The sequence below is a fragment of the Micromonospora luteifusca genome (genome assembly GCF_016907275.1).
Lineage (GTDB): Bacteria > Actinomycetota > Actinomycetes > Mycobacteriales > Micromonosporaceae > Micromonospora > Micromonospora luteifusca.
This window is the reverse complement of sequence record NZ_JAFBBP010000001.1, coordinates 6,832,680-6,856,285: the sequence shown is the minus strand read 5'-3', so window position 1 is coordinate 6,856,285 and position 23,606 is coordinate 6,832,680. Positions and strand designations below refer to the sequence as shown.

At 70.9% G+C, this 23,606-nt stretch carries 21 protein-coding genes; 7 read left to right on the top strand and 14 right to left on the bottom strand.

Going from position 1 to position 23,606, the window contains the following annotated elements; all coding sequences use genetic code 11:
• Positions 1-82 precede the first annotated feature (82 nt).
• Positions 83-1,492 (bottom strand): endo-1,4-beta-xylanase, encoded by a 1,410-nt coding sequence (locus JOD64_RS31095; RefSeq protein WP_204945537.1) that lies wholly within the window; start codon positions 1,490-1,492, stop codon positions 83-85.
• 326 nt (positions 1,493-1,818) lie between these two features.
• The gene (locus tag JOD64_RS31090; protein ID WP_372434218.1) at positions 1,819-3,666 is read right to left on the bottom strand and encodes a family 43 glycosylhydrolase; all 1,848 of its coding nucleotides are present in this window, start codon (positions 3,664-3,666) and stop codon (positions 1,819-1,821) included.
• Positions 3,667-4,330: 664 nt separating this feature from the next.
• Here JOD64_RS31090 and JOD64_RS31085 point away from each other — a divergent pair.
• From JOD64_RS31085 to JOD64_RS31075, 3 genes are all read left to right on the top strand, one after another.
• A complete protein-coding gene (locus JOD64_RS31085; protein WP_204945536.1) occupies positions 4,331-6,661 on the top strand; it encodes a beta-L-arabinofuranosidase domain-containing protein in 2,331 nt (776 codons plus the stop codon).
• Positions 6,662-6,838: 177 nt separating this feature from the next.
• On the top strand, positions 6,839-7,777 hold the full coding sequence (locus JOD64_RS31080; protein WP_204945535.1) for an SMP-30/gluconolactonase/LRE family protein: 939 nt from the start codon (positions 6,839-6,841) through the stop codon (positions 7,775-7,777).
• Positions 7,778-7,892: 115 nt separating this feature from the next.
• Positions 7,893-8,756: an exonuclease/endonuclease/phosphatase family protein gene (locus tag JOD64_RS31075; protein WP_307813839.1), complete on the top strand. Its 864-nt coding sequence runs from the start codon at positions 7,893-7,895 to the stop codon at positions 8,754-8,756.
• Positions 8,757-8,813: 57 nt separating this feature from the next.
• On the opposite strand, the gene JOD64_RS31070 is transcribed toward JOD64_RS31075, so the two are convergent.
• Positions 8,814-9,698, bottom strand: coding sequence for an MHYT domain-containing protein (locus JOD64_RS31070; RefSeq protein WP_204945534.1), 885 nt, complete (start codon positions 9,696-9,698; stop codon positions 8,814-8,816).
• Positions 9,699-9,864: 166 nt separating this feature from the next.
• A complete protein-coding gene (locus JOD64_RS31065) occupies positions 9,865-12,666 on the bottom strand; it encodes a DEAD/DEAH box helicase (RefSeq protein WP_204945533.1) in 2,802 nt (933 codons plus the stop codon).
• 86 nt (positions 12,667-12,752) lie between these two features.
• Between JOD64_RS31065 and JOD64_RS31060 the strand changes: the two genes are divergently transcribed.
• Positions 12,753-13,523, top strand: a complete 771-nt coding sequence (locus tag JOD64_RS31060) for an HAD family hydrolase (protein ID WP_204945532.1) — start codon at positions 12,753-12,755, stop codon at positions 13,521-13,523.
• A gap of 42 nt (positions 13,524-13,565) precedes the next feature.
• Here the strand turns inward: JOD64_RS31060 and JOD64_RS31055 are convergent, their stop codons facing one another.
• From JOD64_RS31055 to JOD64_RS31040, 4 genes are all read right to left on the bottom strand, one after another.
• Positions 13,566-13,961, bottom strand: a complete 396-nt coding sequence (locus JOD64_RS31055; RefSeq protein WP_204945531.1) for a VOC family protein — start codon at positions 13,959-13,961, stop codon at positions 13,566-13,568.
• Positions 13,958-14,710 carry a metalloregulator ArsR/SmtB family transcription factor gene (locus JOD64_RS31050; RefSeq protein ID WP_204946339.1) on the bottom strand — a complete coding sequence of 251 codons (753 nt, stop codon included), beginning with the start codon at positions 14,708-14,710 and terminating at the stop codon, positions 13,958-13,960. Before JOD64_RS31050 ends, JOD64_RS31055 begins: the two co-directional genes overlap by 4 nt.
• A gap of 67 nt (positions 14,711-14,777) precedes the next feature.
• Complete coding sequence (locus JOD64_RS31045; protein ID WP_204945530.1) at positions 14,778-15,173, bottom strand: hypothetical protein; 396 nt, start codon at positions 15,171-15,173, stop codon at positions 14,778-14,780.
• Positions 15,170-15,478 carry a hypothetical protein gene (locus tag JOD64_RS31040; protein ID WP_204945529.1) on the bottom strand — a complete coding sequence of 103 codons (309 nt, stop codon included), beginning with the start codon at positions 15,476-15,478 and terminating at the stop codon, positions 15,170-15,172. Before JOD64_RS31040 ends, JOD64_RS31045 begins: the two co-directional genes overlap by 4 nt.
• A gap of 121 nt (positions 15,479-15,599) precedes the next feature.
• Between JOD64_RS31040 and JOD64_RS31035 the strand changes: the two genes are divergently transcribed.
• Positions 15,600-16,517, top strand: a complete 918-nt coding sequence (locus tag JOD64_RS31035) for an EamA family transporter (protein WP_372434217.1) — start codon at positions 15,600-15,602, stop codon at positions 16,515-16,517.
• Here JOD64_RS31035 and JOD64_RS31030 read toward each other — a convergent pair.
• From JOD64_RS31030 to JOD64_RS31005, 6 genes are all read right to left on the bottom strand, one after another.
• Positions 16,480-17,403, bottom strand: a complete 924-nt coding sequence (locus JOD64_RS31030; RefSeq protein WP_204945528.1) for a diacylglycerol kinase — start codon at positions 17,401-17,403, stop codon at positions 16,480-16,482. The genes JOD64_RS31035 and JOD64_RS31030 overlap by 38 nt on opposite strands.
• A gap of 146 nt (positions 17,404-17,549) precedes the next feature.
• Positions 17,550-18,503, bottom strand: coding sequence for a twin-arginine translocase subunit TatC (gene tatC / locus JOD64_RS31025; protein ID WP_204945527.1), 954 nt, complete (start codon positions 18,501-18,503; stop codon positions 17,550-17,552).
• Between the two features lie 18 nt (positions 18,504-18,521).
• Entirely contained in the window at positions 18,522-18,836 is a 315-nt protein-coding gene (gene tatA, locus JOD64_RS31020) for a Sec-independent protein translocase subunit TatA (protein ID WP_204945526.1), read from the bottom strand.
• 160 nt (positions 18,837-18,996) lie between these two features.
• Positions 18,997-19,242: a hypothetical protein gene (locus tag JOD64_RS31015; RefSeq protein ID WP_204945525.1), complete on the bottom strand. Its 246-nt coding sequence runs from the start codon at positions 19,240-19,242 to the stop codon at positions 18,997-18,999.
• Positions 19,243-19,252: 10 nt separating this feature from the next.
• The gene (locus JOD64_RS31010) at positions 19,253-20,332 is read right to left on the bottom strand and encodes a helix-turn-helix transcriptional regulator (RefSeq protein WP_204945524.1); all 1,080 of its coding nucleotides are present in this window, start codon (positions 20,330-20,332) and stop codon (positions 19,253-19,255) included.
• On the bottom strand, positions 20,329-21,327 hold the full coding sequence (locus JOD64_RS31005; protein ID WP_204945523.1) for a helix-turn-helix transcriptional regulator: 999 nt from the start codon (positions 21,325-21,327) through the stop codon (positions 20,329-20,331). The genes JOD64_RS31010 and JOD64_RS31005 overlap by 4 nt, the downstream gene beginning before the upstream one ends.
• 128 nt (positions 21,328-21,455) lie before the next feature.
• On the opposite strand from JOD64_RS31005, the gene JOD64_RS31000 reads away from it, so the two are divergent.
• Positions 21,456-22,451 (top strand): cation diffusion facilitator family transporter, encoded by a 996-nt coding sequence (locus JOD64_RS31000; RefSeq protein WP_204945522.1) that lies wholly within the window; start codon positions 21,456-21,458, stop codon positions 22,449-22,451.
• A 61-nt stretch (positions 22,452-22,512) separates the two neighbouring features.
• Positions 22,513-23,598 carry a DUF3866 family protein gene (locus JOD64_RS30995; protein ID WP_204945521.1) on the top strand — a complete coding sequence of 362 codons (1,086 nt, stop codon included), beginning with the start codon at positions 22,513-22,515 and terminating at the stop codon, positions 23,596-23,598.
• Positions 23,599-23,606 lie beyond the last annotated feature (8 nt).

Genomic DNA, 23,606 nt, shown 5'->3' with positions numbered 1-23,606 from the left:
GACACCGGGTCGGCCGACGCCCAGGACCACGAGCGGTCCTGGGCGCCGGCGGACAGGGGCGGATCAGTCGGTCATCGCGCGGTCAGGAGGCGGTGCAGGTGGGCGTCAGGCCGGAAGCACTGCCGTTGCCCTGGAAGCCGAACTCGGTGACCTGGCCGGCACCCAGTCGGCCGTTGTAGTCCACGTTGGTGAACCGCACCGTGCCGGTGGAGCCACTCGCCGTCGCACTCCAGGTGTTGGTGACACTCGCGCCACCGGGAAGCGTGACGCTGACGTTCCACCCGTTCGTGCCGGCCGAGCCGGCGGTGACCTTCACGCTGGCCACGAAACCACCGGTCCACGAGTTCAGTGACACCGACGCCGTGCAACCGTCCGGGCCCGGCGGAGGCGTCGTGGGCGGCGGCGTCGTGGGCGGCGGGGTGGTGGGCGGCGGGGTGGTGGGGCCAGGCGTCGTCGGCCCGGGGGTCGTCGGCGACGGGGTGATGCCGGGGCCGGCGTTGAGGGCGTTCAGGACGCTCGTGTACGCCGCCTTCTTGTTGCCGTTGCAGTCGAACAGCAGGGCATTGTCCGACCCACGCCAGGAGTCGCAGTCCCGTACACCCCACGTGGTGATGCCGGTGCACCGCGAGACGTTCATGCACGCGCGGGTGACCGAGCCGAAGATGTTGGCCTGGTTACCGCCGCTCATCACGTCCAGCTCGGTGATCTGCACATCCACACCGAGATCGGCGAAACGCTGCAGATTGGCCTGGTAGTCACCGGCCAACGACGTGCCCAGATGCGACTGGAAACCCACACAGTCGATCGGCACCCCACGAGACCGGAAGTCCCGCACCATGTTGTAAATGCCCGTCGACTTCGCGTTGATCCCGTCGGTGTTGTAGTCGTTGTAACACAACTTCGCACCCGGATCCGCCGCCCGCGCCGCCCGGAACGCCGCCTCGATCCAGTCATTACCGGTGCGCTGCAGATTCGAGTCACGACGCCCACCACTACCACCGTCAGCGAACGCCTCGTTCACCACATCCCAGGCATAGATCTTGCCCCGAAAATGGGTAGCCACCTGCGTGACATGGTTGATCGCCGCGTTACGCAACGCAGTACCCGACATCCCCTGCGCCCAACCCGGCTGCTGCGCGTGCCACAACAACGCATGACCCCGCACACTCATGCCATTGGCCTGCGCATGACTGACCAGACGATCACCACCGGTATAGCTGAACCGACCCTGCTGCGGCTCGGTGGCGTCCCACTTCATCTCGTTCTCAGGCACGACACTGTTGAACTCGCGGTTCAAAATCGTCGTGTAGGCGCTGGTGGACAACTTGCCCGTCGCGACGGCAGCCCCGAAATAGCGGCCCTTCTCGGCCGCCGACGCTCTGAGGGTCGTGCCGGCGCTGGCTCCGGTGGTCAGCGTCATCGTCATGCCGGCGGCGAGTGCGCCGGTGACTGCGATGGTCACCGCCGCTCGCAGGGCTCTCTTGTGATTCATGCGGATTCCTTCTCTGTGGCGGTTCGGATTCGTCCCAAACTGGCGAGACCATGACGAGCGAGAGCCCGGTAGCCGTCACGGCGTCAGCAATGGAAGGCGTTCCACGACGTCCGGCATGCCCTGGGCGGACGTCGTGCTCCGAGGTGCGACCAGCAGGCTCGCCCGGTGAGCCACAGGTGCGGCCGCCCTCACCCATCGACTGTGAGCGATAACATGCCGTTCGTCAAGACGTAACGAGCTGCGTCGACGGCGAGTCGCTCTTGTCGTGCCGACAGTTCAGAGCGCCGGGTGCCGGAGCCGTGGGAGCACGGCTCCGGCACCGCGCATCACTGGAACGAGGCGTCGTCGACGAGGAGGCCGTCGGTGCCTGCCGCCGTCTCGACGTAGAAGCTGGCACTGGACAGCGTGCCGCTCCACGACACGGTCGCCGTGCCGGTCAGCAGGGTCCAGCCGTTAGCGCTCACTCCTGCCGCGGGGGTCAACTGCAGGTAGTTCGTCGTGCCGTTGGCGGTCAGTGCGAGGGTCGCCTTCGCCGACGGTGTGCCGCTCTGCGCCCGTACCCAGACGCTGGTCGTGTAGCTCCTGCCGTTGGTGAGCTTCGAGGTCACGTCCTGGCTGGGGCCGTTCCACGCCGCGGTCCGGCCGGTGATCGACAGCGACCCGCTGCCCCCGTGCGCGGTGGCGGTGTTCCTGGCGAGCGTCCCGCTGCCGTGCACACCCCAGCCCGTCGTGCCGTTCTCCACGTCGCCGTTGGTGAGCACGGTGCCGCCACCGCCGGTGCTGCCGTTGAACTGCCACCAGTTGATGTTGAGTAGGGTGCCGCTGCCGCCGGCGAAGCGGAGGTACAGGTCGTGGGTGCCGGTGGCCGCGCTGACCGCGCAGGTGGTGGTGGTCCAGGTTTGCCAGCCGCCGGTGCCGCCCACGGTGCAGGTGCCCACCACCGGGCCGCTGGCGCTGTCGAGGCGTACCTCGATGCGGCCGCCGCTGGTCGCCGAGGCGACCCGGGCGGTGAACGAGGTCGCCCCCGCGCCGAACGCGACGCCCTTGACCTTGAGGTAGTCGCCGTTCTCGATCCACCCGACGTTCATACCGCCCTCGCTGGACACCTCCGTCTCGATACCGGAGCCCCACGCGATCGTCTCGGCCTCCTGCCGCACGTACGGATTCAACGTGCCGACCTGCGGCGCTCCCGTGGTGCTCATGCTGATCGTCGGGAGCGTGCCGTTGGCGTTGTAGGTGAACTTCTCCACCGCGACCGACCGGGTGTAACCACCGCCACCGGGCAACGCTCCGTTGTGGTAGAAGAAATACGACCCACCGTTGAAGTCGATCACGCCCGCGTGGTTGGTGAAACTACTGCCCTGCCGCGGCATGATCGTCCCCCGGTACGTCCACGGACCCGTCGGGCCAGGAGCCGTCGAGTACGCGATGAACTCCGAACAACACTCCGCCGCGAACACGTTGTAATACAACCCGTTGCGCTTGAACACCCACGGCCCCTCCTCATACAGGGTCGGCCGGCTCGCGTTCCCGGTGCGAGTACCAAAACCCGCCGTGGTTAACGGAATCCGCGCCGCACTCCCCGAGAACGAGATCATGTCCGCGTTCAACCTCACGTACCACAGGCCGGGATTACCCCAGTACAGGTACGCCTGCCCATCGTCATCGACGAAGACCGTCGGATCGATCTCACCATTGCCCACCAACGGCCGACCGATCGCATCCCGGAACGGGCCGGTCGGACTGTCCGCCACCCCGACACCGATGACCATCTGCCCATTCGAACGCTGACGCACCGGCACGTACCAGTAGAACTTGCCGTTACGCGCGATGACCTGACCGGCCCACGCGTTCGCGTCCGCCCAGGCAAACGTCGCCAAACTCATCGGTGACCCGTGATCGGTCCAGTTCACCATGTCCGCGGACGACCACACCCGCCACTCCCGCATGGTGAAGTACGTCGAACCGTCCTCGTCATGCCCGGTGTAGAGATACACCCGACCGTTGTGCACCAACGGAGCCGGATCAGCGGTGTAGATGTGCTGAACGATGGGGTTGTCGGCCCTGGCCGTGCCCGGGACCAGCGCGACGACGCAGAGCAGGCTCGCCAGCCAGGCGACCGCGCGCCTGGATCCGCGGTTGGTCCGGGTTGTGGTTCGTCTTGCCACCTTCACGATTACTCCCAGAGAGTGCGGTGCGCGATGTCTGACGCGACGAGCTGCCGCTGCCCAGGGCCGGCGCTCAAGTGGGCCGCACTGCGGGCAGGCCAAGCTGCACGACGTGCACGCTGTTAGCGCTAACAGAAGATCAACAACACCTCCCCGGCTCGCCTGACCTGGGATTTTGCGGGGCACGGGATGAACGTCGTAACCGCAGCGCAGCAACAATGCCTCGACGTTGACATCCAAGATTTACGATGCACCGTACTGAGCGACGTGGCGGGCGTCAACGGAGAGGCGAGCGCTCGACCTTCGTGACCATCGCCCAGCGACCCGGAGGCCGCAGCACGTCCGAATCCCCGCCCCACCACGTCCGGGTCGGGGTGGGAGCGCCGGCGCCGGATCCCGCCGACCGACGCCGTCGGTGCGCCCAACAACAAGACGCGGGGGGTTGCGGGCATGTTAAGGAACAACTATGTTAGCGATCACATCGACACACCGCTATGACCTTGAGTGAGTACGTGGAGTCCGCCGCAGCCGGTACGCCACCCTCGATGTCCGCTCCGACGTGCCTGGCTCCACCTGCCGACCCAGGGGCCCGCCACCAATGTCGCGGCGGACCGCCCGGACGCCATCTTCAAGATCACCCCGTAGCCCTCGACCGTCCCCGGAGGTTCCCATGCCACCCCCGCCCCTCAGCCGTCGCCACCTCCTTCAGGCCGCCGGAGCCACGGTGGTGCTCTCCGCGACCGGCACCACCATCGCCGCCGGAAGCGCGGCCGCGGCCGTGGTCCCGCCGGCCCGGTCGGACATCGGCGTCTCGGCGTACGCGTTCGACCTCGGCCAGGTGCGGCTGACCTCCGGTCGTTGGATGGACAACCAGACGCGGACGCTCAACTACCTGCGGTTCGTCGACGTCGACCGCATGCTCTACAACTTCCGCGCCAACCACCGGCTGTCCACCAACGGTGCTGCCACCAACGGCGGCTGGGACGCGCCGAACTTCCCGTTCCGGACCCACATGCAGGGCCACTTCCTGACCGCGTGGGCGTACGCGTACGCGGTGCTGGGCGACAACACCTGCCGGGACAAGGCGAACTACATGGTGGCCGAGCTGGCGAAGTGCCAGGCGAACAACGGGGCCGCCGGGTTCGGCGCGGGTTACCTCTCCGGTTTCCCGGAGTCCGACTTCACCGCTCTCGAGGCACGGACGTTGTCCAACGGCAACGTGCCCTACTACTGCATCCACAAGACCCTCGCCGGGCTGCTCGACGTCTGGCGCTACACCGGCAACACCCAGGCCCGCACCGTGCTACTGGCGTTGGCGGGTTGGGTCGACACCCGGACGGCCCGGTTGAGCTCCAGCCAGATGCAGTCCATGCTGGGCACCGAGTTCGGTGGCATGAACGACGTGTTGACCGACATCTACCAGCAGACCGGCGACGCCCGGTGGCTCGCCACCGCCCAGCGGTTCGACCACGCCGCCGTGTTCAACCCCCTGGCGGGCAACCAGGACCAACTCTCCGGTCTGCACGCCAACACGCAGGTGCCCAAGTGGGTGGGCGCCGCCCGGGAGTTCAAGGCGACCGGCACCACCCGTTACCGGGACATCGCCAGCAACGCGTGGAACATCACCGTCGGCGCGCACTCCTACGTCATCGGCGGCAACAGTCAGGCGGAGCACTTCCGGGCGCCCAACGCGATCGCCGGGTACCTCAGCAACGACACCTGCGAGCAGTGCAACACGTACAACATGCTCAAGCTGACCCGGGAGCTGTGGCTGCTCGACCCGAACCGGGCGGACTACTTCGACTTCTACGAGCGCGCGACGATCAACCACCTGATCGGCGGCCAGAACCCGGCGGACAGCCACGGCCACATCACGTACTTCACGCCACTCAGGCCGGGCGGGCGTCGAGGCGTGGGCCCGGCGTGGGGCGGCGGCACCTGGAGCACCGACTACAACTCGTTCTGGTGCTGCCAGGGCACCGGCCTGGAGATCAACACGAGGTTGATGGACTCCATCTACTTCTACAACGGCACGACGCTGACCGTGAACCTGTTCACGCCGTCGGTGCTGACCTGGTCGCAACGCGGCATCACGGTCACCCAGAGCACCAGCTACCCGGTCAGTGACACCAGCACCCTGACCCTGTCCGGGTCGATGAGCGGCTCGTGGAGCATCCGGGTACGAATCCCGTCCTGGACCAACGGCGCCACGATCGCCGTCAACGGCACGGTGCAGAACGTCGCCACCACACCGGGCAGCTACGCCACGGTCACCCGCACCTGGGCCGCCGGCGACACCATCAGCGTGCGCCTGCCGATGCAGGTCGTCATGCGGGCCGCCAACGACAACGCCAACGTCGCCGCGGTCACGTACGGCCCGTCGGTGCTGGCCGGCAACTACGGCAACACCGCCCTCAGCACCCTGCCGGCACTCACCGCCTCCTCGATCACCCGCACCAGCACCACCTCGCTCGCGTTCACCGCCAGCGCGAACGGCTCCACGGTGCCCCTCGCGCCGTTCCAGGACGCCCACGGCTACAACTACACCGTGTACTGGAGCACCAGCGGCGGCAGCACCGGCGGCAGTCACCGGCTGGTCAACGTCGGCACCGGGCTGGTCCTCGGCATCCAGAACATGTCCACCGCCGACGGTGGTCTGGCCGTGCAGTGGAGCGACAGCGGCACCGCGGACCACAACTGGGTGGTCGTCACCGACGGCAACGCGGTCCGGTTCCGTAACGTCAACAGCGGCAAGGTGCTGGGCGTGGAGAACATGTCCACCGCCGACAACGCCCGGGTGCTGCAATGGTCGGACAACGGCACCGCCGACCACCGGTGGATCCTCGTGGACAACGGCGACGGGACCTACAAGATCCGCAACGTCAACGGCAACAAGCTGCTGGGGATCCTGAACGGGTCGACCGCCTGGGGTGCGCAGGCCGTACAGGACTCCGACAACGGCAGCGCGGACAACCGGTGGCGGCTGGTGCGCAACGCCTGACGTCCCGGCCGGATCGACTGTCCATACTCGACGAGTCACCGGCGGCGGTCGGAGAAGACCGCCGCCGGTGACACCGGGCGGGCAGCTCGCGCCGGTCGTAGAGTGGGGAAGGTCCTGGCCCCAGTGATCGTGGCGGATGTGTCGGCTCGTGCCGCCTCGCCGCCCGGAAGGAGCACAGTGAACCGACCCCTCAGGGCCGCGCTCGGCGGCGCCCTGACCGCCGCCCTCCTGACCTCGGTCGCCGTCACGCCCGCGCAGGCGCATCCCGGAGTCCGGCCACCCGCTGTCCTCGCCCTACCCGACGGATTCCAGCCCGAAGGCATCGCCACCGCAGGCCGGTACGCCTACTTCGGCTCCCGCGCGACGGGCGCCATCCAGCGCGTCGACCTGATCACCGGCCGGGGCACGACGATCGGCGCGCCCACCGGCACCCCGTCGCTCGGCCTCAAGGTCGACCCGCGCGGGCGGCTGTTCGTCTCCGGCGGCACGGGCGGAGACGCCCGCGTGCTCGACACCCGCACCGGCGACGTGCTGGCCCGCTACCAGTTCGCCACCGCCCCGACGTTCGTCAACGACGTCGTCCTGACCCGCCACGCCGCGTACTTCACCGACTCCAACCGCCCGGTGCTCTACCGGCTGCCGCTCGGCCGCGGTGGCGCGCTGCCGCCCGCCGACGGCTTCACCACCATCGCGCTGACCGGCGCGTACGAGCAGGTCGGCACCGGCGTGAACCTCAACGGCATCACGACCACACCGGACGGCAAGGCGTTGATCGTCGTCCAGTCGACCACCGGCACGCTGTACCGGGTCGACCCGGCGACCGGCGTGAGCACCGTCGTGGACGTGCCCGGCCACACCTTCACCAACGGTGACGGGCTGCTGCTGCTCGGCCGCACCCTCTACGTCGTGCAGAACCGCCTCAACCAGATCGCGGTGGTCACGCTCAACCACGCCGGCACCGCCGGAACGCTCACCGGCACCATCACCGACGGAAACTTCGACGTCCCCACGACCGTCGCCAAGGCGCTCGGCCGGCTCTACCTGCCCAACGCCCGCTTCACCACGCCACCGACCCCGACCACGCCGTACACGGCCGTCGCGGTCCGCACCCACTGAGCGACCCGAGGGGGTACGCGCACCCCGCGTGCCCCCTCGGTAGCCCGCGCGCGGTCCGGTCGTACGATCACCGGCACCTCGGCGAAGACTGTCGCCTTCTGCACCGGGAGCCCGTGTGGCCGACCGTTCCCACCGATTCCTGCGTCGCGCCCTGGCCGTCTGCTACCTGATCGCCGCGGCCTGCCTACCCGCCGGCCCGTCGCCGACCAGCTCGGCGGACACCGTCGAACCCACGATCCTGCGGGCGCTCCAGATGAACCTCTGCAACAGCGGCCGCGCCAGTTGCTACACCGGCCAATCGTTGGCCAGGGCCGCAGAGGTGATCAGCGCAGAGGCTCCGGATCTGGTCACCCTCAACGAGATCTGTCAGGACGACGTGACAGCCCTGGAGCGCGTCTTCGCCACCGTCCACTCCGGCCGGACCGCCGTGTCCGCGTTCCAGGCTGCCCGTGACCGCCCAAGCGGCGGCGACACACGGTGCCGCAACGGCCAACCGTACGGTGTCGGGCTGCTGACGCACGTGCAGACGCCGGACACCCCGCACGCCGTGTACCGCGGGATCCACCCGACGCAGGACCTCGCGGACCCCGAGGAACGACCCTGGCTCTGCGTCAACGTCGACAGCGTTCTGCTCGCCTGCACCACGCACCTGGCCGCAACCAGTTACCGCGTCGCGCTCGCCCAGTGCGGCCACCTCCTCAACACAATCCTGCCGACGATCCGCAGGCACGGCGGGTACGCACCCACCGTGCTGAGCGGCGACCTCAACCTCCGCGACGGCGGCTACCCCGACGTGCGGTCCTGCACCCCGCCAGACCATCAGCGCATCGACGACGGCGCGCTGCAACACATCATCGCGACATTCGACATCCGGCTTTGTTGCCGCAAATCCCTGGTCATGCGCGGGGCGACCGACCACCCCGGGCTGCTGGCCACCCTCAGCATCGACGGCAGCCGGCCCGGCCGCCCGCCGACCTGACCCTGCGACGAGCACGGCTGACCGCGGACGCACCGTCGTGGCGGACGCCGGTCGGCGTCAGCGGGGTGGCGTGTCCCGGCGGGACGGGAACGGGGTGCCCGGCTGGCCAAGGGTCGAGCGGGCGCGCAACCCGACCGGGTCCGGAGCAGAAACCGGCGTCGCGGCGGCCGGCTCCGGGACCCGTCGCCCGTCCAGGTACGCGGCGGCGGCCCGGTCGTCGTCGTTCGGGGCGGCGAGCAGGGCGTAGAGCAGACCCACCACGCCGAAGATCACGGCCACCACGATCGGCACCAGCAGGGTGCTCACCGAGGCACCGGTCACCTCGCCCGTCCGTTGATGGCGGTGCACCGACAGGGCACTCATCCCGGTGAAGTGCATGCCGTTCACGGCGATGCCCATGAGAAGTGCGGAGCCGAAGATCGCCAGCCCTCGTCGGACGGTCATCGCGAGCCACAGCGCGACGGTGGATGCCACGACAGCGATGACCACCGAGAGCACGACGCGGGTGGTGTCGTAGCCGAGACTGCCGTTGAGGCGCATCGCCGCCATCCCGGTGTAGTGCATGGAAGCCACACCGGCACCGGTGAAGACGCCACCGGCGACCAGTCGTACCGGATTCAACCGGCCGGTGCCCACGATGGCCAGACCGATACCGACCGCCACCACGGCGATGGCCGTGCTGGCCACGGTCAGCGGCACGTCGTAGCGGATCCGGGTGCCGTCGACGGCGAAGCCGAGCATGGCCATGAAGTGCATCGCCCAGATGGCGGTGCCGCCGAGTGCCCAGGCCGATAGCAGACCCCACCAGGCCCGCTGGCCGGCGGTGCGCGCGGTACGGATACGCCCGGCGCAGATCAGCCCGAGGATCGAACCGAGCACGGACAACGCGTAACTCAGTGCGGGTGTGATCCACCCGTACTCAAAGTGATTGATGTCCGCCACGGCGGTCCTCTCCCCATTCGTTACCGGCGCGTCAACAAAGGCGCCCGGGCAATGATCAGGGGTGACGTGATCAGCCACGACAGCGCCCCCCGAGCCATCCGGGGGGTGCCGTCGCGGTGACCGTCCGACACGTCGATTCGTCAGCGCTGACGACGGAATGTGAGATTCAGGCGGAGGTGTGGTACGCGAGGACGCCCCGGTTGATGGCCGCGATCGCCTGTCGGGCGGTCGAACGCAACTCCGGCGAGGCACCCCCGGAGTCGGCGAGCTGACCGAGCAGGTCGACCACCTGTCGCGCCCACCGGACGAAGTCACCGGCGGGCATTTCAGCGTCCATCTCGTGACCGCTGCCGAGCACCTTGGCCAGCGCCTCGCCCCGCGCCCACCGGTAGACAGGCCAGGCGAAGCCGAGATCCGGCTCCCGGGTCGCGGTCAGGCCGCGCGCCGCCTCGTCGGCCTCGATCTCCCCCCACAGCTTCAGCGTCTCGTCCACCGCGTCGGCCACCGGCCCGCGCGGCAACGACGCCCGTTCGTCGACGTCGCGGCGCGCCTCGAAGACCACCACGGACACCGCGGCTGCCAACTCGGACGGGGACAGCCCGTCCCACACACCCCGGCGCAGGCACTCGGCGACCAGCAGGTCCGCTTCGGTCCAGATCCGACCGAGCATCCGACCGGCGTCGGTGACCGCGCCGTCGCGGGCGAGATAACCGCGCTCGGTCAGCAGCGCCACGATCCGATCGAAGGTCCGCGCGAGGGACCCCGTACGCCCGGAGACCCGCTCGCGCAACTCCTCGGTGTCGCGCTCCAGCCGCCGACGCCGCTCCGCCCAGCGGGCGTGGTCCTCCCGCTCTGGGCAGGCGTGGCAGGGGTGGTGCCGCAGCTCGGAGCGGAGCTGGGTGAGCCGGTGGTCCTCGCCGGTCGCCTGCCGGGAACGGCCACCCCGTCGGCCACCGTGCCGGTCCAGGCCGATGCCGCTGACCTCGGCGGCGAGGTCCCGCCGGGCGCCCGGCGAACGGTGGTTGAAGTGCTTCGGCACCCGGATCCGGGCCAGCACCTCGGCGGGAGTGGTGAAGTCGCCGGGGCTGACCCGCCCGGCCCAACGATCCTGGGTGAGCACCAACGGTCGGGGCTCACCGAACCCACCGGTCGCCGGGTCCAGCACGACGGCCAATCCGGCCCGCCGGCCCGACGGCACCCGGATCACGTCGCCGACCCGCAGCCGCTCCAACGACGTCACCGCCGCGGCCTTGCGCTGGGTCTGGCCCTGCCGGGCGATCGCCCTCTCTCGGTCCGCGATCGCCACCCGCAGCGCGAAGTACTCGTCGAAGTCGCCGTGGTGGCAGGCGGCCTCCGCGCCGTACGCCTCGATGGTCTCGGTGTTGCGCTGCACCTGCCGGGCCAGGCCGACCACCGACCGGTCCGCCTGGAACTGGGCGAACGAGGACTCCAGCAGAGCACGGGCCGGTTCCGCGCCGACCGTGCCGACCAGATTCACCGCCATGTTGTACGAGGGCCGGAAGCTGGAGCGCAGCGGGTAGGTGCGGGTGGAGGCGAGCCCGGCCACGTGCCGTGGGTCGGTCTCCGGGGACCACACCACGACGGCGTGTCCCTCCACGTCGATGCCACGGCGACCGGCCCGACCGGTGAGCTGGGTGTACTCCCCCGGGGTCAGGTCGACGTGCGCCTCGCCGTTGTACTTCACCAATCGTTCCAGGACCACGCAGCGGGCCGGCATGTTGATGCCCAACGCCAGGGTCTCGGTGGCGAAGACCGCCTTGACCAGACCGCGGACGAACAACTCCTCGACGATCTCCTTGAACACCGGCAGCATGCCGGCGTGGTGGGCGGCCAGGCCACGCTCCAGGCCGTCGAGCCACTCCCAGTAACCCAGCACGGACAGGTCCTCGCCGGGAATCGCGGTGACCCGCGACTCGACGACGCGGCGGATCTCGGTCCGTTCATCGGGCGAGGTGAGCCGCAGCCCGGCGGCGAGACACTGCTGCACCGCCGCGGCGCAACCAGCCCGGCTGAAGATGAACAGGATCGCCGGAAGCAGACCCTCCCGATCGAGTCGATCGACGATGTCCGGGCGCAGCGGGCCACGCCAGCGCGGGCCACGCCGGCCGGCACCGGGGCCGGCGCTGCGGCCCTCACCCAACTCCAGCCGGCGGGCGGTCTCCCGGGTGTAGCGCAGCAACTCCGGGTGCACATCGTGCTTGCGGGCGGCGTCGGCGTCGTGGAACAGGTCGAACATCCGCTTACCGACGAGCATGTGCTGCCACAGCGGCACCGGCCGGTGCTCGCTGACCACCACGGCGGTCTCGCCGCGCACGGTGACCAGCCAGTCGGCGAACTCCTCGGCGTTGGAGACGGTCGCCGACAACGAGACCAGGGTGACCGAGGCGGGCAGGTGGATGATCACCTCTTCCCACACCCCGCCACGGAAGCGGTCGGCCAGGTAATGCACCTCGTCCATCACCACGTACGCCAGCCCCTGCAGCGCGCTGGAGCCCGCGTAGAGCATGTTGCGCAGCACCTCGGTGGTCATCACCACCACCGGCGCGTCACCGTTGATCGCGTTGTCGCCGGTCAGCAGGCCAACCTGCTCGGCGCCGTACCGGGCGACCATGTCGTGGTACTTCTGGTTGGACAACGCCTTGATCGGCGTGGTGTAGAAGCACTTGCGCCGGGCCGGTGGGGTGGACGCCCCGTCGGCGGGTGCCGGGTCGTCGGGCCGCCCGCGCAACGCCAGGTGGACCGCGAACTCCCCGACCACGGTCTTACCGGCCCCGGTGGGAGCGCAGACCAGCACACCGCTGCCCCGCTCCAGCGACTGACACGCCTCCCGCTGGAAGTCGTCGAGATCGAACCCCAGGTCAAGGGCGAACTCGTCAAGCGCCGGAAACTGTGCGGCCTGCGCGGCCTGGCGGCGCGCCGCTGCGTACCGCTCGGCGGGACTCGACATGCCACCAAGATTAGTGCGTGCCGGGACACGCCACTCGACAAGGCCGTCCAGCCGGGCCGTCGGCGGCGGTCGGTAGGGTGCACGGCGTGCCGGACCATGCCGAACCGCCCCAGACCCCTCCGCCGGGCAGCGCCGAGGCCGTCGCCGCCCCGCGGGCGTCCCGACGGCCCGTCAAGGCGGTGCTCTTCGACTTCCACGGCACCCTGGCTCAGGTGGAGGAGCCCCGGCAGTGGGTGGTGGAGGCCGCGGCGGCCTGCGGGGTCACCCTGGACCGGGTCCGCGCCACCTCGCTGGCCGACCGGCTGCTGACCGCCGGACGCGCCGGCGGCCCGCTGCCCGCGCGGGTGCCGCCCCGGCTGGCCGAGCTGTGGGCCGACCGGGACCTCTACCAACACGCCCACCGGGGCGCGTACACCGGGCTGGCCGAGACGGTCGACGCGGGCATCGACGGCTTCGCCGACGCGCTCTACGAGCGGCTGCTGATCGCCGAGGGCTGGCAGCCGTACGCGGACACCGCGCCCACGCTGACCGCACTGCGCGACGCCGGGGTGCGGGTGGCGGTGGTCAGCAACATCGGCTTCGACCTGCGACCGCATTTCGACGCGTGGGGGTTGACCGACCTGGTCGACGCGTTCGTGCTCTCGTACGAGGTGGGGCGCTGCAAGCCCGACCCGGCGATCTTCTGGCGGGCGTGCGGGATGCTCGGCGTCGACCCGGAGCAGACGTTGATGGTCGGTGACACACCGGCGGACGCGGGCGCCGTCACCGCCGGCTGCGCGGTGCTGGTGCTCCCCGCCGCCGACCCGGGCCGGGAGAACGGCCTGGGCGCCGTCCTGGACCTGGCCCTGCCGGCCTGACCTGGCCTGGCCTGCCGCGCAGGGTGCTCGGCGACGGGCAGGTCAGGCACGGGCGGGCTCGAAGAGCTCGACCGGATTGCCGGCCGGGTCGTCCAGAACGATCTGCCGGCCGCCCGGACCGGTGATGACCTCGCTGCGAAGTGCGATGCCTGCGGTGCGCAACTGGGCCACCTCCGCGTCGATGTCGGCGACGATCAGATGGATGCGGTTCCAACCGCCGGAATGCGGACGCCGCCCGTCGGGCATGGCCCGGCCGGCGGAGCTGTCCGGGCCGGACAGCAGCAGCCGCAGGTTCCCACGACGCACATCGGCGAACGCGGGCAAGAACGTGCTGAGCGGGGTGAAACCGAGGTGGCTGGTGTAGAAGTCGATCGCGGCGGCGACGTCGTCGACGAGATACCGCACGCTGACGATGCCATCATCGGTGTAACTGGTCATGAGTCCTTCTCCGATCGGACGGCGAGGGTGTGCAGCAGAAAACCAATTCGCTGGGCGAGTTCGTCGGCGACCCGCTCGAACGCGGGCAGCCCGGCGGGATCGACCGCCGGGTCCGGGATACTCCAGTGCACCCGTCGCGGATGCCCGGAAAACTCAGGACAGACTTCCTTGACCCGGTCGCACAGGGTGATCACGTGGTCGAACCGCTGACCAGTGAACTCGTCGGAGTGTTTGGGCCTGGCCTCGGCCAGGTCGACGCCGCGCGCGGCCATGACACTCACCGCGTGCGGATGGATCGGCTTGGGGCGGCTACCCGCGCTGAAGGACTCCACGGCGCCGGCGGTACGGTCTCGCAGCAACGCTTCAGCCATCTGCGAACGCGAGCTGTTACCCGTACACAGGAACAACACCCGCCCGGTTGGTGAACCGGCTGGCCTGGGGTGGGTGAGCCGCAGCCCGGGATGCAAGGCGGCGCCGGTGCCGGACAGCAGGTCCCCGCAGTGGGCCAGGTCGAGCGAGTAGTAGGTGTCGCGACCGTCGGCGCTGCTGCGCCGCACAGTCACCAGCTCAGCCTTGCGCAGCTTGCCCAGGTGATATGACACCAGGTTCTGTGGCTGGCCGAGCAGCGCGGTCAACTCGCGCACCGCGAGGTCACCGCAGGCCAACTCGCTCAGTAGCCGCCACCGCACCGGGTGCCCCGCGGCGGTCACGAACGCGGGCGGCGCGATGGAGCCGACTGCCTCTGGCATCACGTCCGCAGATTACATCAATCTGATTTGATGCAACAGAGGATCGAGGCCAGCTGTCAGTGTGCTGTCAGTTCGGGATGTGAATCACCGGTAGTTCGCCGTCGCCGTACCGGTCCTCCCCGGTCAGGATCGATGCGTCGTGTTCGAGGACGGCCAGCACCGTGCTCGCCAGGTCGACGCGACCCGTCACCGTGCGCCAGAAGCTGAGTTCGTGCCAGGAGTGCCCCTCGGTGGAGAGCACCTCGCAGGCGTCGAGAGTCAGCAGCCGGTGAAGGCTCGCCCGCTCCTTCGGGTCGCTGACGATCGCCATGGCCTCCGCTGCGGTCACCGCGGTGACGCCGAACCTGTTGCGGTCCTGGATGACCTCGTGCAGCGGCTCCCCGACATGCACGGACCCCGCCAGGTAGGCCAGCAGTGCCGACCGGTCCAGCACGAGCCGGACGGGCCGGTCGTCGTCGGTCACGCGGCCGGTTGGTCGACAGCGCCGGCGGCGGCGTCCACCGCGTGTTGGCGTGCCCGTTCGCGAAGAGCCCTGCGGCGCTCCGGCGACCAGTCGGCCTCCACTGCGGCCCGGCGGGCGCGTGCCTCGGCAACGCCCTGCCCGGTGATCTGAATCCCCTGGTGGGCCAGCTCCGCGTCCAGGGCGTCCAGACGCATCCGGTCACGGACCGCCTGGGTGATGTACGCGCTGGCGTTGGACTCGCGCTCCAGGCGCTCAGCCACGTCGGGTGGCACGGAGATCGACAGTTTCCGCATCGCGCTGGTCATACCACGGACCGTACGCCGGTAGCACCGCGTTGGCGACCGTTGACGGCCGTGTCGGCGCGAGCGGTCGCGTTTCGCAAGGTGGACACCGCCGACGGGCGGCCGGAGCGGACCGCCTACCGTCGTGCCCGTGACCGAGACACTGCTGCCCACACCAACGCCGGCCGACACGCCATCGGCCCGGCGCGGGGGCGTCGCCGCCGTGGGCCTGGTGCTCGGCGGGGCACTGTCGGTGCAGTTCGGGTCCGCCGTGGCCGCATTGCTCTTCCCGCGCACCGGGGTGGCCGGCGCGGTGACCCTGCGGCTGACGATCTCGGCGTTGCTGCTGCTCGTCGTGTGCCGGCCCCGACTGCGCGGGTACGACCGGTCCGCCTGGCTCGCGGCGGGCGCGTTCGGGCTGGCGCTGGCCGGCATGAACTCGCTGTTCTACCAGGCCATCGAACGCATCCCGCTGGGCCTGACGGTGACGCTTGAGGTGCTCGGCCCGTTGGCACTGTCGGTGTTCAGCGCCCGACGACTGGCCAGCTGGGGCTGGGCGGGGCTGGCGTTGACCGGGGTGGCGCTGCTCGGGCAGGGCGGCTTCGACCGGCTGAACCCCGCCGGAGTTGCCTTCGCGTTCGGCGCGGGCGCGATGTGGGCCGCGTACATCGTGCTGAGCGCCCGGGTCGGCGGGCGGTTCCCGGGCGCGGACGGGCTGGCTCTGGCGCTGACCCTCGCCGCGCTGGTGACCCTGCCACTGGGCATCGTCGACGGCGGTGCGGTGCTGCTCGACCCACGGGTGCTGGCGCTCGGCACCGTCCTCGCGGTGCTCGCCTCCGGGCTGCCCTACACCCTGGAGTTGCTGGCGCTGCGGCGGATGCCCACCGCCACCTTCGCGGTGCTGATGAGCCTCGGCCCGGCCATCGCCACGCTCGCCGGGTGGCTGGTGCTGCGGCAGGCACTGACCCTGCTGGAGTGCGCCGCCATCGTGCTGGTCATCGCGGCCAGCATCGGAGCGGTACGGGTCAACGCAGCAACCGCAGGGCGCCCGAGACGGCGGTGATCGTCACCGGCAGGTCCAGGGAGCGTTCCCCGTCGGCGTACGTGGTGATGCCCGCGGCGGCCAACTCCACCGTGCGGGCACGGAAGCTGCGCACGAGCGGATGGCTGACGTGGGTGCCCTGGTAGATGCGCGGCTTCACCCGGATCAGGGTCCGCCGGTTGACCCGGCCAGCCACCACCACGTCGAGCAGCCCGTCGGTCGGGTCGGCGTCGGGGCAGATCCGCATACCCCCGCCGTACGTCGGGCAGTTGCCCACGGCCACCAGCACCGCGTCCAACTCGTGCGGCACCCCGTCGAGGCGCAGCGTGTAGCGCCGGGGCCGCAGCCGGGCCAGCTCGACCAGGATCGCCAGGTCGTAGCGGCGGGGGCCGCGCGGCCAGCGCATCCGGTTGGCCCGCTCGTTGACGATCGCGTCGAACCCGGCCCCGAGCACCGCCCCGTACCAGCGCTCCATACCGTCGGCCCCGGTCATCCGGGCCAGGTCGACCGGCCGGCTCCGGCCGTCGCGCAGCGCTGACGCGATCACGTCCGCCGCCACCAGCGGGTCGGCCGGAAACCCGGTGTCCAGGGCGAAGTCGTTGCCGGTGCCGGCGGGGATCGGACCGAACGGCACGTCGGTACCGGCGACGGCCTGCAACGCCCGGTGCACGGTGCCGTCCCCGCCGATCGTCACCAGGGCGCCAGCACCATCGGCGACCGCGGCACGGCAGGCTGCCTCCGCCTCGGCGGGGCTGGACGCCGGCAGCAACCGGACTGCCCGACCGGCAGCGGCCAAACCGTCCAGAAGCCGGGGCAGCAGAGAGCGGTGCCGTCCCCGACCAGCGGTCGGGTTGGCGAGCACGGCGACCGGGCCGGGCAGGTGATCGTCTGCGGTCACGGGCAGCACCGTACCGGTCGGACACCCACCGTTCACCGGGGGCGGGCGCGATCACGATCAGTCGCCGCGTCGGCGCGCGGGGTGAGGTCGCGAACGCACCGACGCCGCCCCCGGGAAACGGGGACGGCGTCGGTGAACCGGGCGGCGCGGGGCCGTCAGGTCATGTCGTCGTAGCGCCTCTCGATCGGCGCCGGTGCGGCGATCGGATCGGGTACGCCGATCGGCGCGGTGGCGTCGACCCGCTGCCCGGCCACGACCGGGTCCGCGTCGAACTCCAACGGCGACACCTCGTCGTCGTCGATGCCCGCGTAGATCTCCTTGCCCCGCCCACGCCGCTTGTCGTTGATGAACGCGATGCCCACCGCCACGAAATACAGCAGCGAGAGGGAGGCCGCCAGCAGGGTCATGCCGAACGGACCCGGATCTGGTGTGGCGATTGCGGCGAAGGCGAAGCAGATGAAGATGACCGCCCGCCACCAGCTCAGCAGTCGCCGGGCGCTGGCGATCCCGGCGAAGTTGAGCATGAGCAGGATCAGCGGGAACTCGAACGCCACCCCGAACAGCAGGATCATGTTCGTGATGAACGCGATGTAGGCGCTGACCTCGAACTGGTTCGAGAGCCCACCCACCCCGGACTCCATCAGGAACCCGAGCCCCTTGTCCACCACGACGTAGGCCAGCATCGCACCGGCGGCGAACAGCGGCGCGGCGATCGATACGAAGACGTAGGCCCACTTGCGCTCGTGCCGGTGCAGACCGGGGGCGATGAACGCCCAGAGCTGGTAGAGCCAGACCGGCCCGCCGATGATCAGGCCGAGCCAGAGCGCCAGCTTCAGCTTCAGCACGAAACCGGTGGTCGGTGCCAGCGCCAAGAGGTCCTGACAGTTGCCCAACGCGTCCGTGGTGTCGGGCAGCCGGCAGTAGGGCTGTTTCAGAAGCAGGAAGACCGGGTCGGCGAGCACGAACCCGACGATCAGGCCGCCAACGATTGCCAGCGAGGCGCGGAACAGTCGGTTGCGCAGCTCACGAACATGCTCGATGAGCGTCATCGAGCCGTCGGCGGCCCGCTCGAAGGTGCTCGGGCCGCGTTTACGCAGTGCGAAGGCCACGGTGGTGGGGCCCTTCGGTCAGTTGTCGCGGACGCGGTGCACCGGGTCGACGACCGGCTGCTGCACCGGCGCCTGCTGGTACGGCGCCTGCTGCGGCTGCGGGGCGTACGGCGCCTGCTGCCCGGCGTGCGGCGGCAGCGGCTGGTAGCCGGCCTGCGCGTCGGCCTTCTCGGCGAGGTCGCGGTCGTCGTCCTGCAGGCTCTTGGTCTCGGCCTTGATGATCCGCAGCGACCGACCCAGCGAACGGGCCGCATCAGGGAGGCGCTTCGCACCGAAGAGCAGGATCAGCACAACCACGAGAACAGCGATGTGCCACGGCTTGAGGGCACCCATGAGAAGCTCCAGTCGCTCTGTGTCCGAGGGGTGGTTCGCAGCCCATCGTACGTGCGGATCGGCTGGTTGCCACCCGCCGGGTGGTGGTGGTCTGGCCCAAAGAGTGAAGTCTTGACCAACGCGCGATGATCCGTCAACCGCCGCCGAGGCGAGGGCCCGGTCAGCCGCGCTTAGCCTTGATCAACATCATGCGCCGCTGCGCGGTGTCGAGTTGATGTTGGATGCCCTCGGCGCGCTGCTGCAACGCCTCGGCGGTCTCCCGCAGCGCCTCGGCCTCGCCCGCCCGCCGCTGCAACCCCACCGCGGCGCGGCGCAGCCGAGGCAGCCGGGTCAGCACCGCACGCACGGCCAGCGCAAGCACCACGAGCGGAAGCAGCACCACCGCGAGCACGATCCAGATCAGCACGGCGGTCAGCCTACTGGGTGCGGCCGGCCGCTGCCGGGTCACCCGACGGCACGCTGAGCGGCGCCCCCGCCTCAGACGTCACGGAATCAGACACGGACCGTCGGGGCGCCGCCGTGGGGGCAGGCACGGCGTACGCGTCCAACGCGCTGGCCGCCGCCGCCCGCACCTGCTCGGCCAGCTCCACCGGGGCGACCACGGTGGCGTCCGGGCCGAGGCCCAGCACGAACCGGCGAGCCCACCCCAGGTCGGTCACCCGCAGGGAGACGAGCCACTGATCGCCGTCGCCGGCCTCCACCCGCTCACACGGGTAGTACTCGGTGATCCACCGCTCGCCCCGGCCGATGCGCAGCGTGATCAACGGCAGGTCGGGTGAGGGGCGGAAGACACCCTCGGTGAGATCGTGCGGGACGGCCTGCGGCGGGACCGTCGCTGGCTCGTCCAACTCGGTGATCGCGTCGATCCGGTCGGCGCGGAACAGCCGGACCGCCTCGGCGCGCCGACACCACGCCTCCACGTACGCCCGGCCGCCGACCATCAGCATCCGCAACGGGTCGATGACGCGCTCGGTGGTCTCGTCCCGGGCCGCGGTGTAGTAGGTGATCCGCAGCGCCTTTCCGCCCTCCACGGCGGCACGCAGCGCCTCGACCCGCCGGGTGTCCCCGGGCAGCCGGACCGCCACCGGCGCGCCCACCAGGTCCCCCGCGGCCTCGATCTTGGCCAGGGCCCGTTCGACGGCCTCGCGGTTGGCCACACCGGGCGTCTCGGCGAGCATCCGCAGCGCCACCACCAGCGCGAGGGCCTCGTCCGGGGTGAGCCGCAACGGCCGGTCGATGCCGGCGTCGTAGGTGATGGTCACCCGGTCACCGTCGAACGCCATGTCGATCAGGTCACCGGGGCCGTAACCGGGCAGCCCGCACACCCACAGCAGCTCCAGGTCCTCCCGTAGCTGCCGCTCGGTGACACCCAGGTCACCGGCCGCCTCGGCGATCTCGATGCCCGGCCGGGCCAGCAGGTAGGGCACCAGGTTGAGCAGTCGAGCCAGCCGGTCGGCGGACGCGCGCGAACCGCCCCGGGCGGCCGGGCGGGTCACCGGGCACCACCGGTGGCGGCCAGCTCGTCGTGTCGGACGGCAATCTCCTTGAGTCGTTGGATGACGGCCTCGCGGACCTCCGGCGGGTCGAGCACCCGCACGTCCGGGCCGTAACCGACCAGGTGGCCGGCCAGCCCGTCCGGATCCGCGTACGGCAGGACCAACCGGTCGCCGTCCGGCCCGCTGGTCACCTCCACCGCCCAGCGGCGCAGCCCGGCGGCGCGGCCCGGTGCGGCCAGCACGGTGGCCCGGCCGGTGCGCTCCACGGGACCCGACCAGCGGGCCACGTGGCTGATCAGGTCGACGTCGGCCGGCGGCTCGTACGCGCCGGACGCGCCGGTCACCCGGACCGTGCCGACGACCCGGGACAGCCGGAAACAACGGGTCGCCGCCCGGTCCAGGTCGTGACCCACCACATACCACCGGCCGCGCCAGCAGACCACGCCCCACGGTTGCAGCCGCCGACGGCTCGGCGCGTCGCGGTCGGGCACCCGGTAGTCGAAGCCGACCTCGCGCCGGTCCCGGGCGGCGGCGGTCAGCGGCGCGAACGCCGGATCGACCGTGACCATCGGCTCCAGACCAAGGGTGGCCTGCGGGTCCACATCCACCCCGGCGGCTCGCAGCTTGGCCAGCCCGGACGACGCGGCGGCGGCCAGCCCGGCGTGCTGCCACAGCCGAGCGGCGATGCCCACCGCCGCGGCCTCGTCGGGTTCGAGCAGGATGTCGGGCAACGCGTATTCGCGGTGGGCGATCCGGTAGCCGGGCTCGGCATCGAAGGCGCTCGCCGTGCCGGTCTCCAGTGGCACACCCAACTCGCGCAGCTCGGCCTTGTCCCGCTCGAACTTGCGCTGGAACGCTTCGTGGTCACGCGCGTCGTCGGGGTCGTGCTCGTAGCCGGGCACGGTCGCGGCGATCTGCGCGGCGGTCAGGAACCGTCGCGTGGACAGGAGGCAGATCACCAGGTTGACCAGGCGTTCGGTGCGGGTCCGCGACACGCCGTAGACGCTAGCAGCCGACACGCCCGCGACGTGCACCCACGCGGGCGTGCCGCACAACTGTTCGGATCGGTGGTGTCGGCGGGCTCGTGCGGCGGTTCGCCGTCGCCGGTCATAGGGTGGCCCTCATGTCGCAACCGGAGCTCAAGACCGAGAGCGTCGGCACCGTCGTCGTCGCGGGCGCCGCCAACCTCGCCATCGCGGTCGCCAAGCTGATCGCCGGGGTGATCTCCGGCTCGGCCGCGATGCTCTCCGAGGCGGCCCACTCGGTCGCCGACACGACCACCGAGGTGCTGCTCTATCAGGCGCTGCGCCGCGGGGCACGACCGGCGGACCAGCGGCACCCCTTCGGCTATGGCAAGGAGAGCTACGTCTGGGCGTTCTTCGCCGCGATGTTCACCTTCGTGGCTGGCGCCGGTTTCGCCGTCACCCACGGCGTCACGACGATCCTGGTGCACGAGCACAGCGGCGACTACCTGGTCTCGTACATCGTCCTGGCGGTGTCGTTCGTCATCGAGTCGATCTCGCTGGCCCGGGCCCTGCGACAGGTCCGCAGCGAGTCGAAGCGCTGGGGGACCACTCCCCGACGCTTCCTGCGCCTGACCGCCGACACCACCGTCAAGGCGGTCTTCCTGGAGGACAGCGCGGCCCTGATCGGTCTGCTGCTGGCCGCGGCCGGCGTCGGCCTGTCCCACGTCACGGGCGACGAGGTCTGGGACGGCATCGCGTCGATCCTGATCGGGTTGCTGCTGCTGACGGTCGCCGGGATCCTCGCCGCCAACAACCTGTCGCTGCTGGTCGGCCGGGCCGTCCCGGACCGGCTGCGCCACGAGATCGAGCAGGAACTGACCGGGCTGCCCGAGGTGGAGCGGATCGACACCCTGATGACCATGCAGCTCGGCCCGGACGACATCCTGGTCGCCGCGAAGGTCGACTTCCGCGACGATGCCACCGGCGCGGCCATCGAGGCCAGCGCCGAGGAGGCCGAACGACGGCTGACCGGGCGCTACCCGGAGATCCGCTACGTCTTCCTCGACCCCACCCGCTCGTTGCCGGGCGCCACCGGCCGGGCCCGGTACACCCAGGCCGATCCGGCGGCCGGCGACGAGCCCCACCGCCGCTGAACCACGGCCACGGCCGCACCCGGGCGCGGGCCGCCGCGCCCGCGCGGCTAGCGTGCCCGTCATGGTGCGATGGCGTACGGGGACGGTGGTGACGCTGCGACGGCAGTGGACCGGGGCGGTGGAGCTGGACGTGGACCTGCCCGACGGCACGCGCATGCGGGCGCTGGCCTACCCCGAGCTGGTCGGCACGCCCGAGCCCGGCGACCGGGTGCTGCTCAACGCCGGTGCGCTGCTGATGGGGCTGGGCACCGGCGGGTACGCCCTGGTGGTTGCCCTGCCGGACCGGCTGCCGCCGGACCCGCCGGAGGTCAGCGACACCCGCGATGCCGGGCACCTGGTCAAGGCCCGCTACACGCCGTTGCAGCCGATCCTGCTCGGCGTCGACGAGGAGGCGTCCCCGCACCGCGACGTGCTGGCCGACGCGGACGACCTCGGCGGTCTGCCGGTGGTGACCGCCGACCTGCACTCGGCGCTGCCGGCGATCCTGGCCGGCATCCGGGCCGACGCCCCGCAGGCGCGGGTGGCGTACCTGCTCACCGACGGTGGGGCACTGCCGGCCTGGTTCTCCCGCACCCTCGCGGGGCTGCGCGCGGAACTGGCCGGCACGATCACCGTCGGGCAGGCCTTCGGCGGCGATCTGGAGGCCACCACCCTGCACGGCGGTCTGCTCGCCGCCCGGTACGTGCTGGGCGCGGACGTGGCCATCGTGGCCCAGGGGCCCGGCAACCTGGGCACCGGCACCCGGTGGGGGTTCTCCGGCGTCGCCGTCGGCGAGGCGGTCAACGCGATCGCCACCCTGGGTGGCCGGCCGGTCGGCTCGCTGCGCATCTCCGACGCCGACGCCCGCCCCCGCCACCGGGGCGTGTCGCACCACAGTCTCACCGCGTACGGCCGGGTGGCGCTCGCCCCGGCGGAGCTGGTGGTGCCCGACGACCTGCACCCGGGGCTGGCTGCCGAGGTGGACGCGTCGTTGGCGCCGCTGGCCGCCCGGCACCGGATCGTCCGGGTGCCCGCCAAGGGTCTCGACGCCGCGCTGCGCGCCAGCTCGGTGCCGCTGTCCACCATGGGCCGTGGTCTCGACGCCGACCACGCGTACTTCGTGGCCGCGGCCGCGGCCGGTCGCCACGCCGCCACGCTGCTCCCCTAAGGACCCCA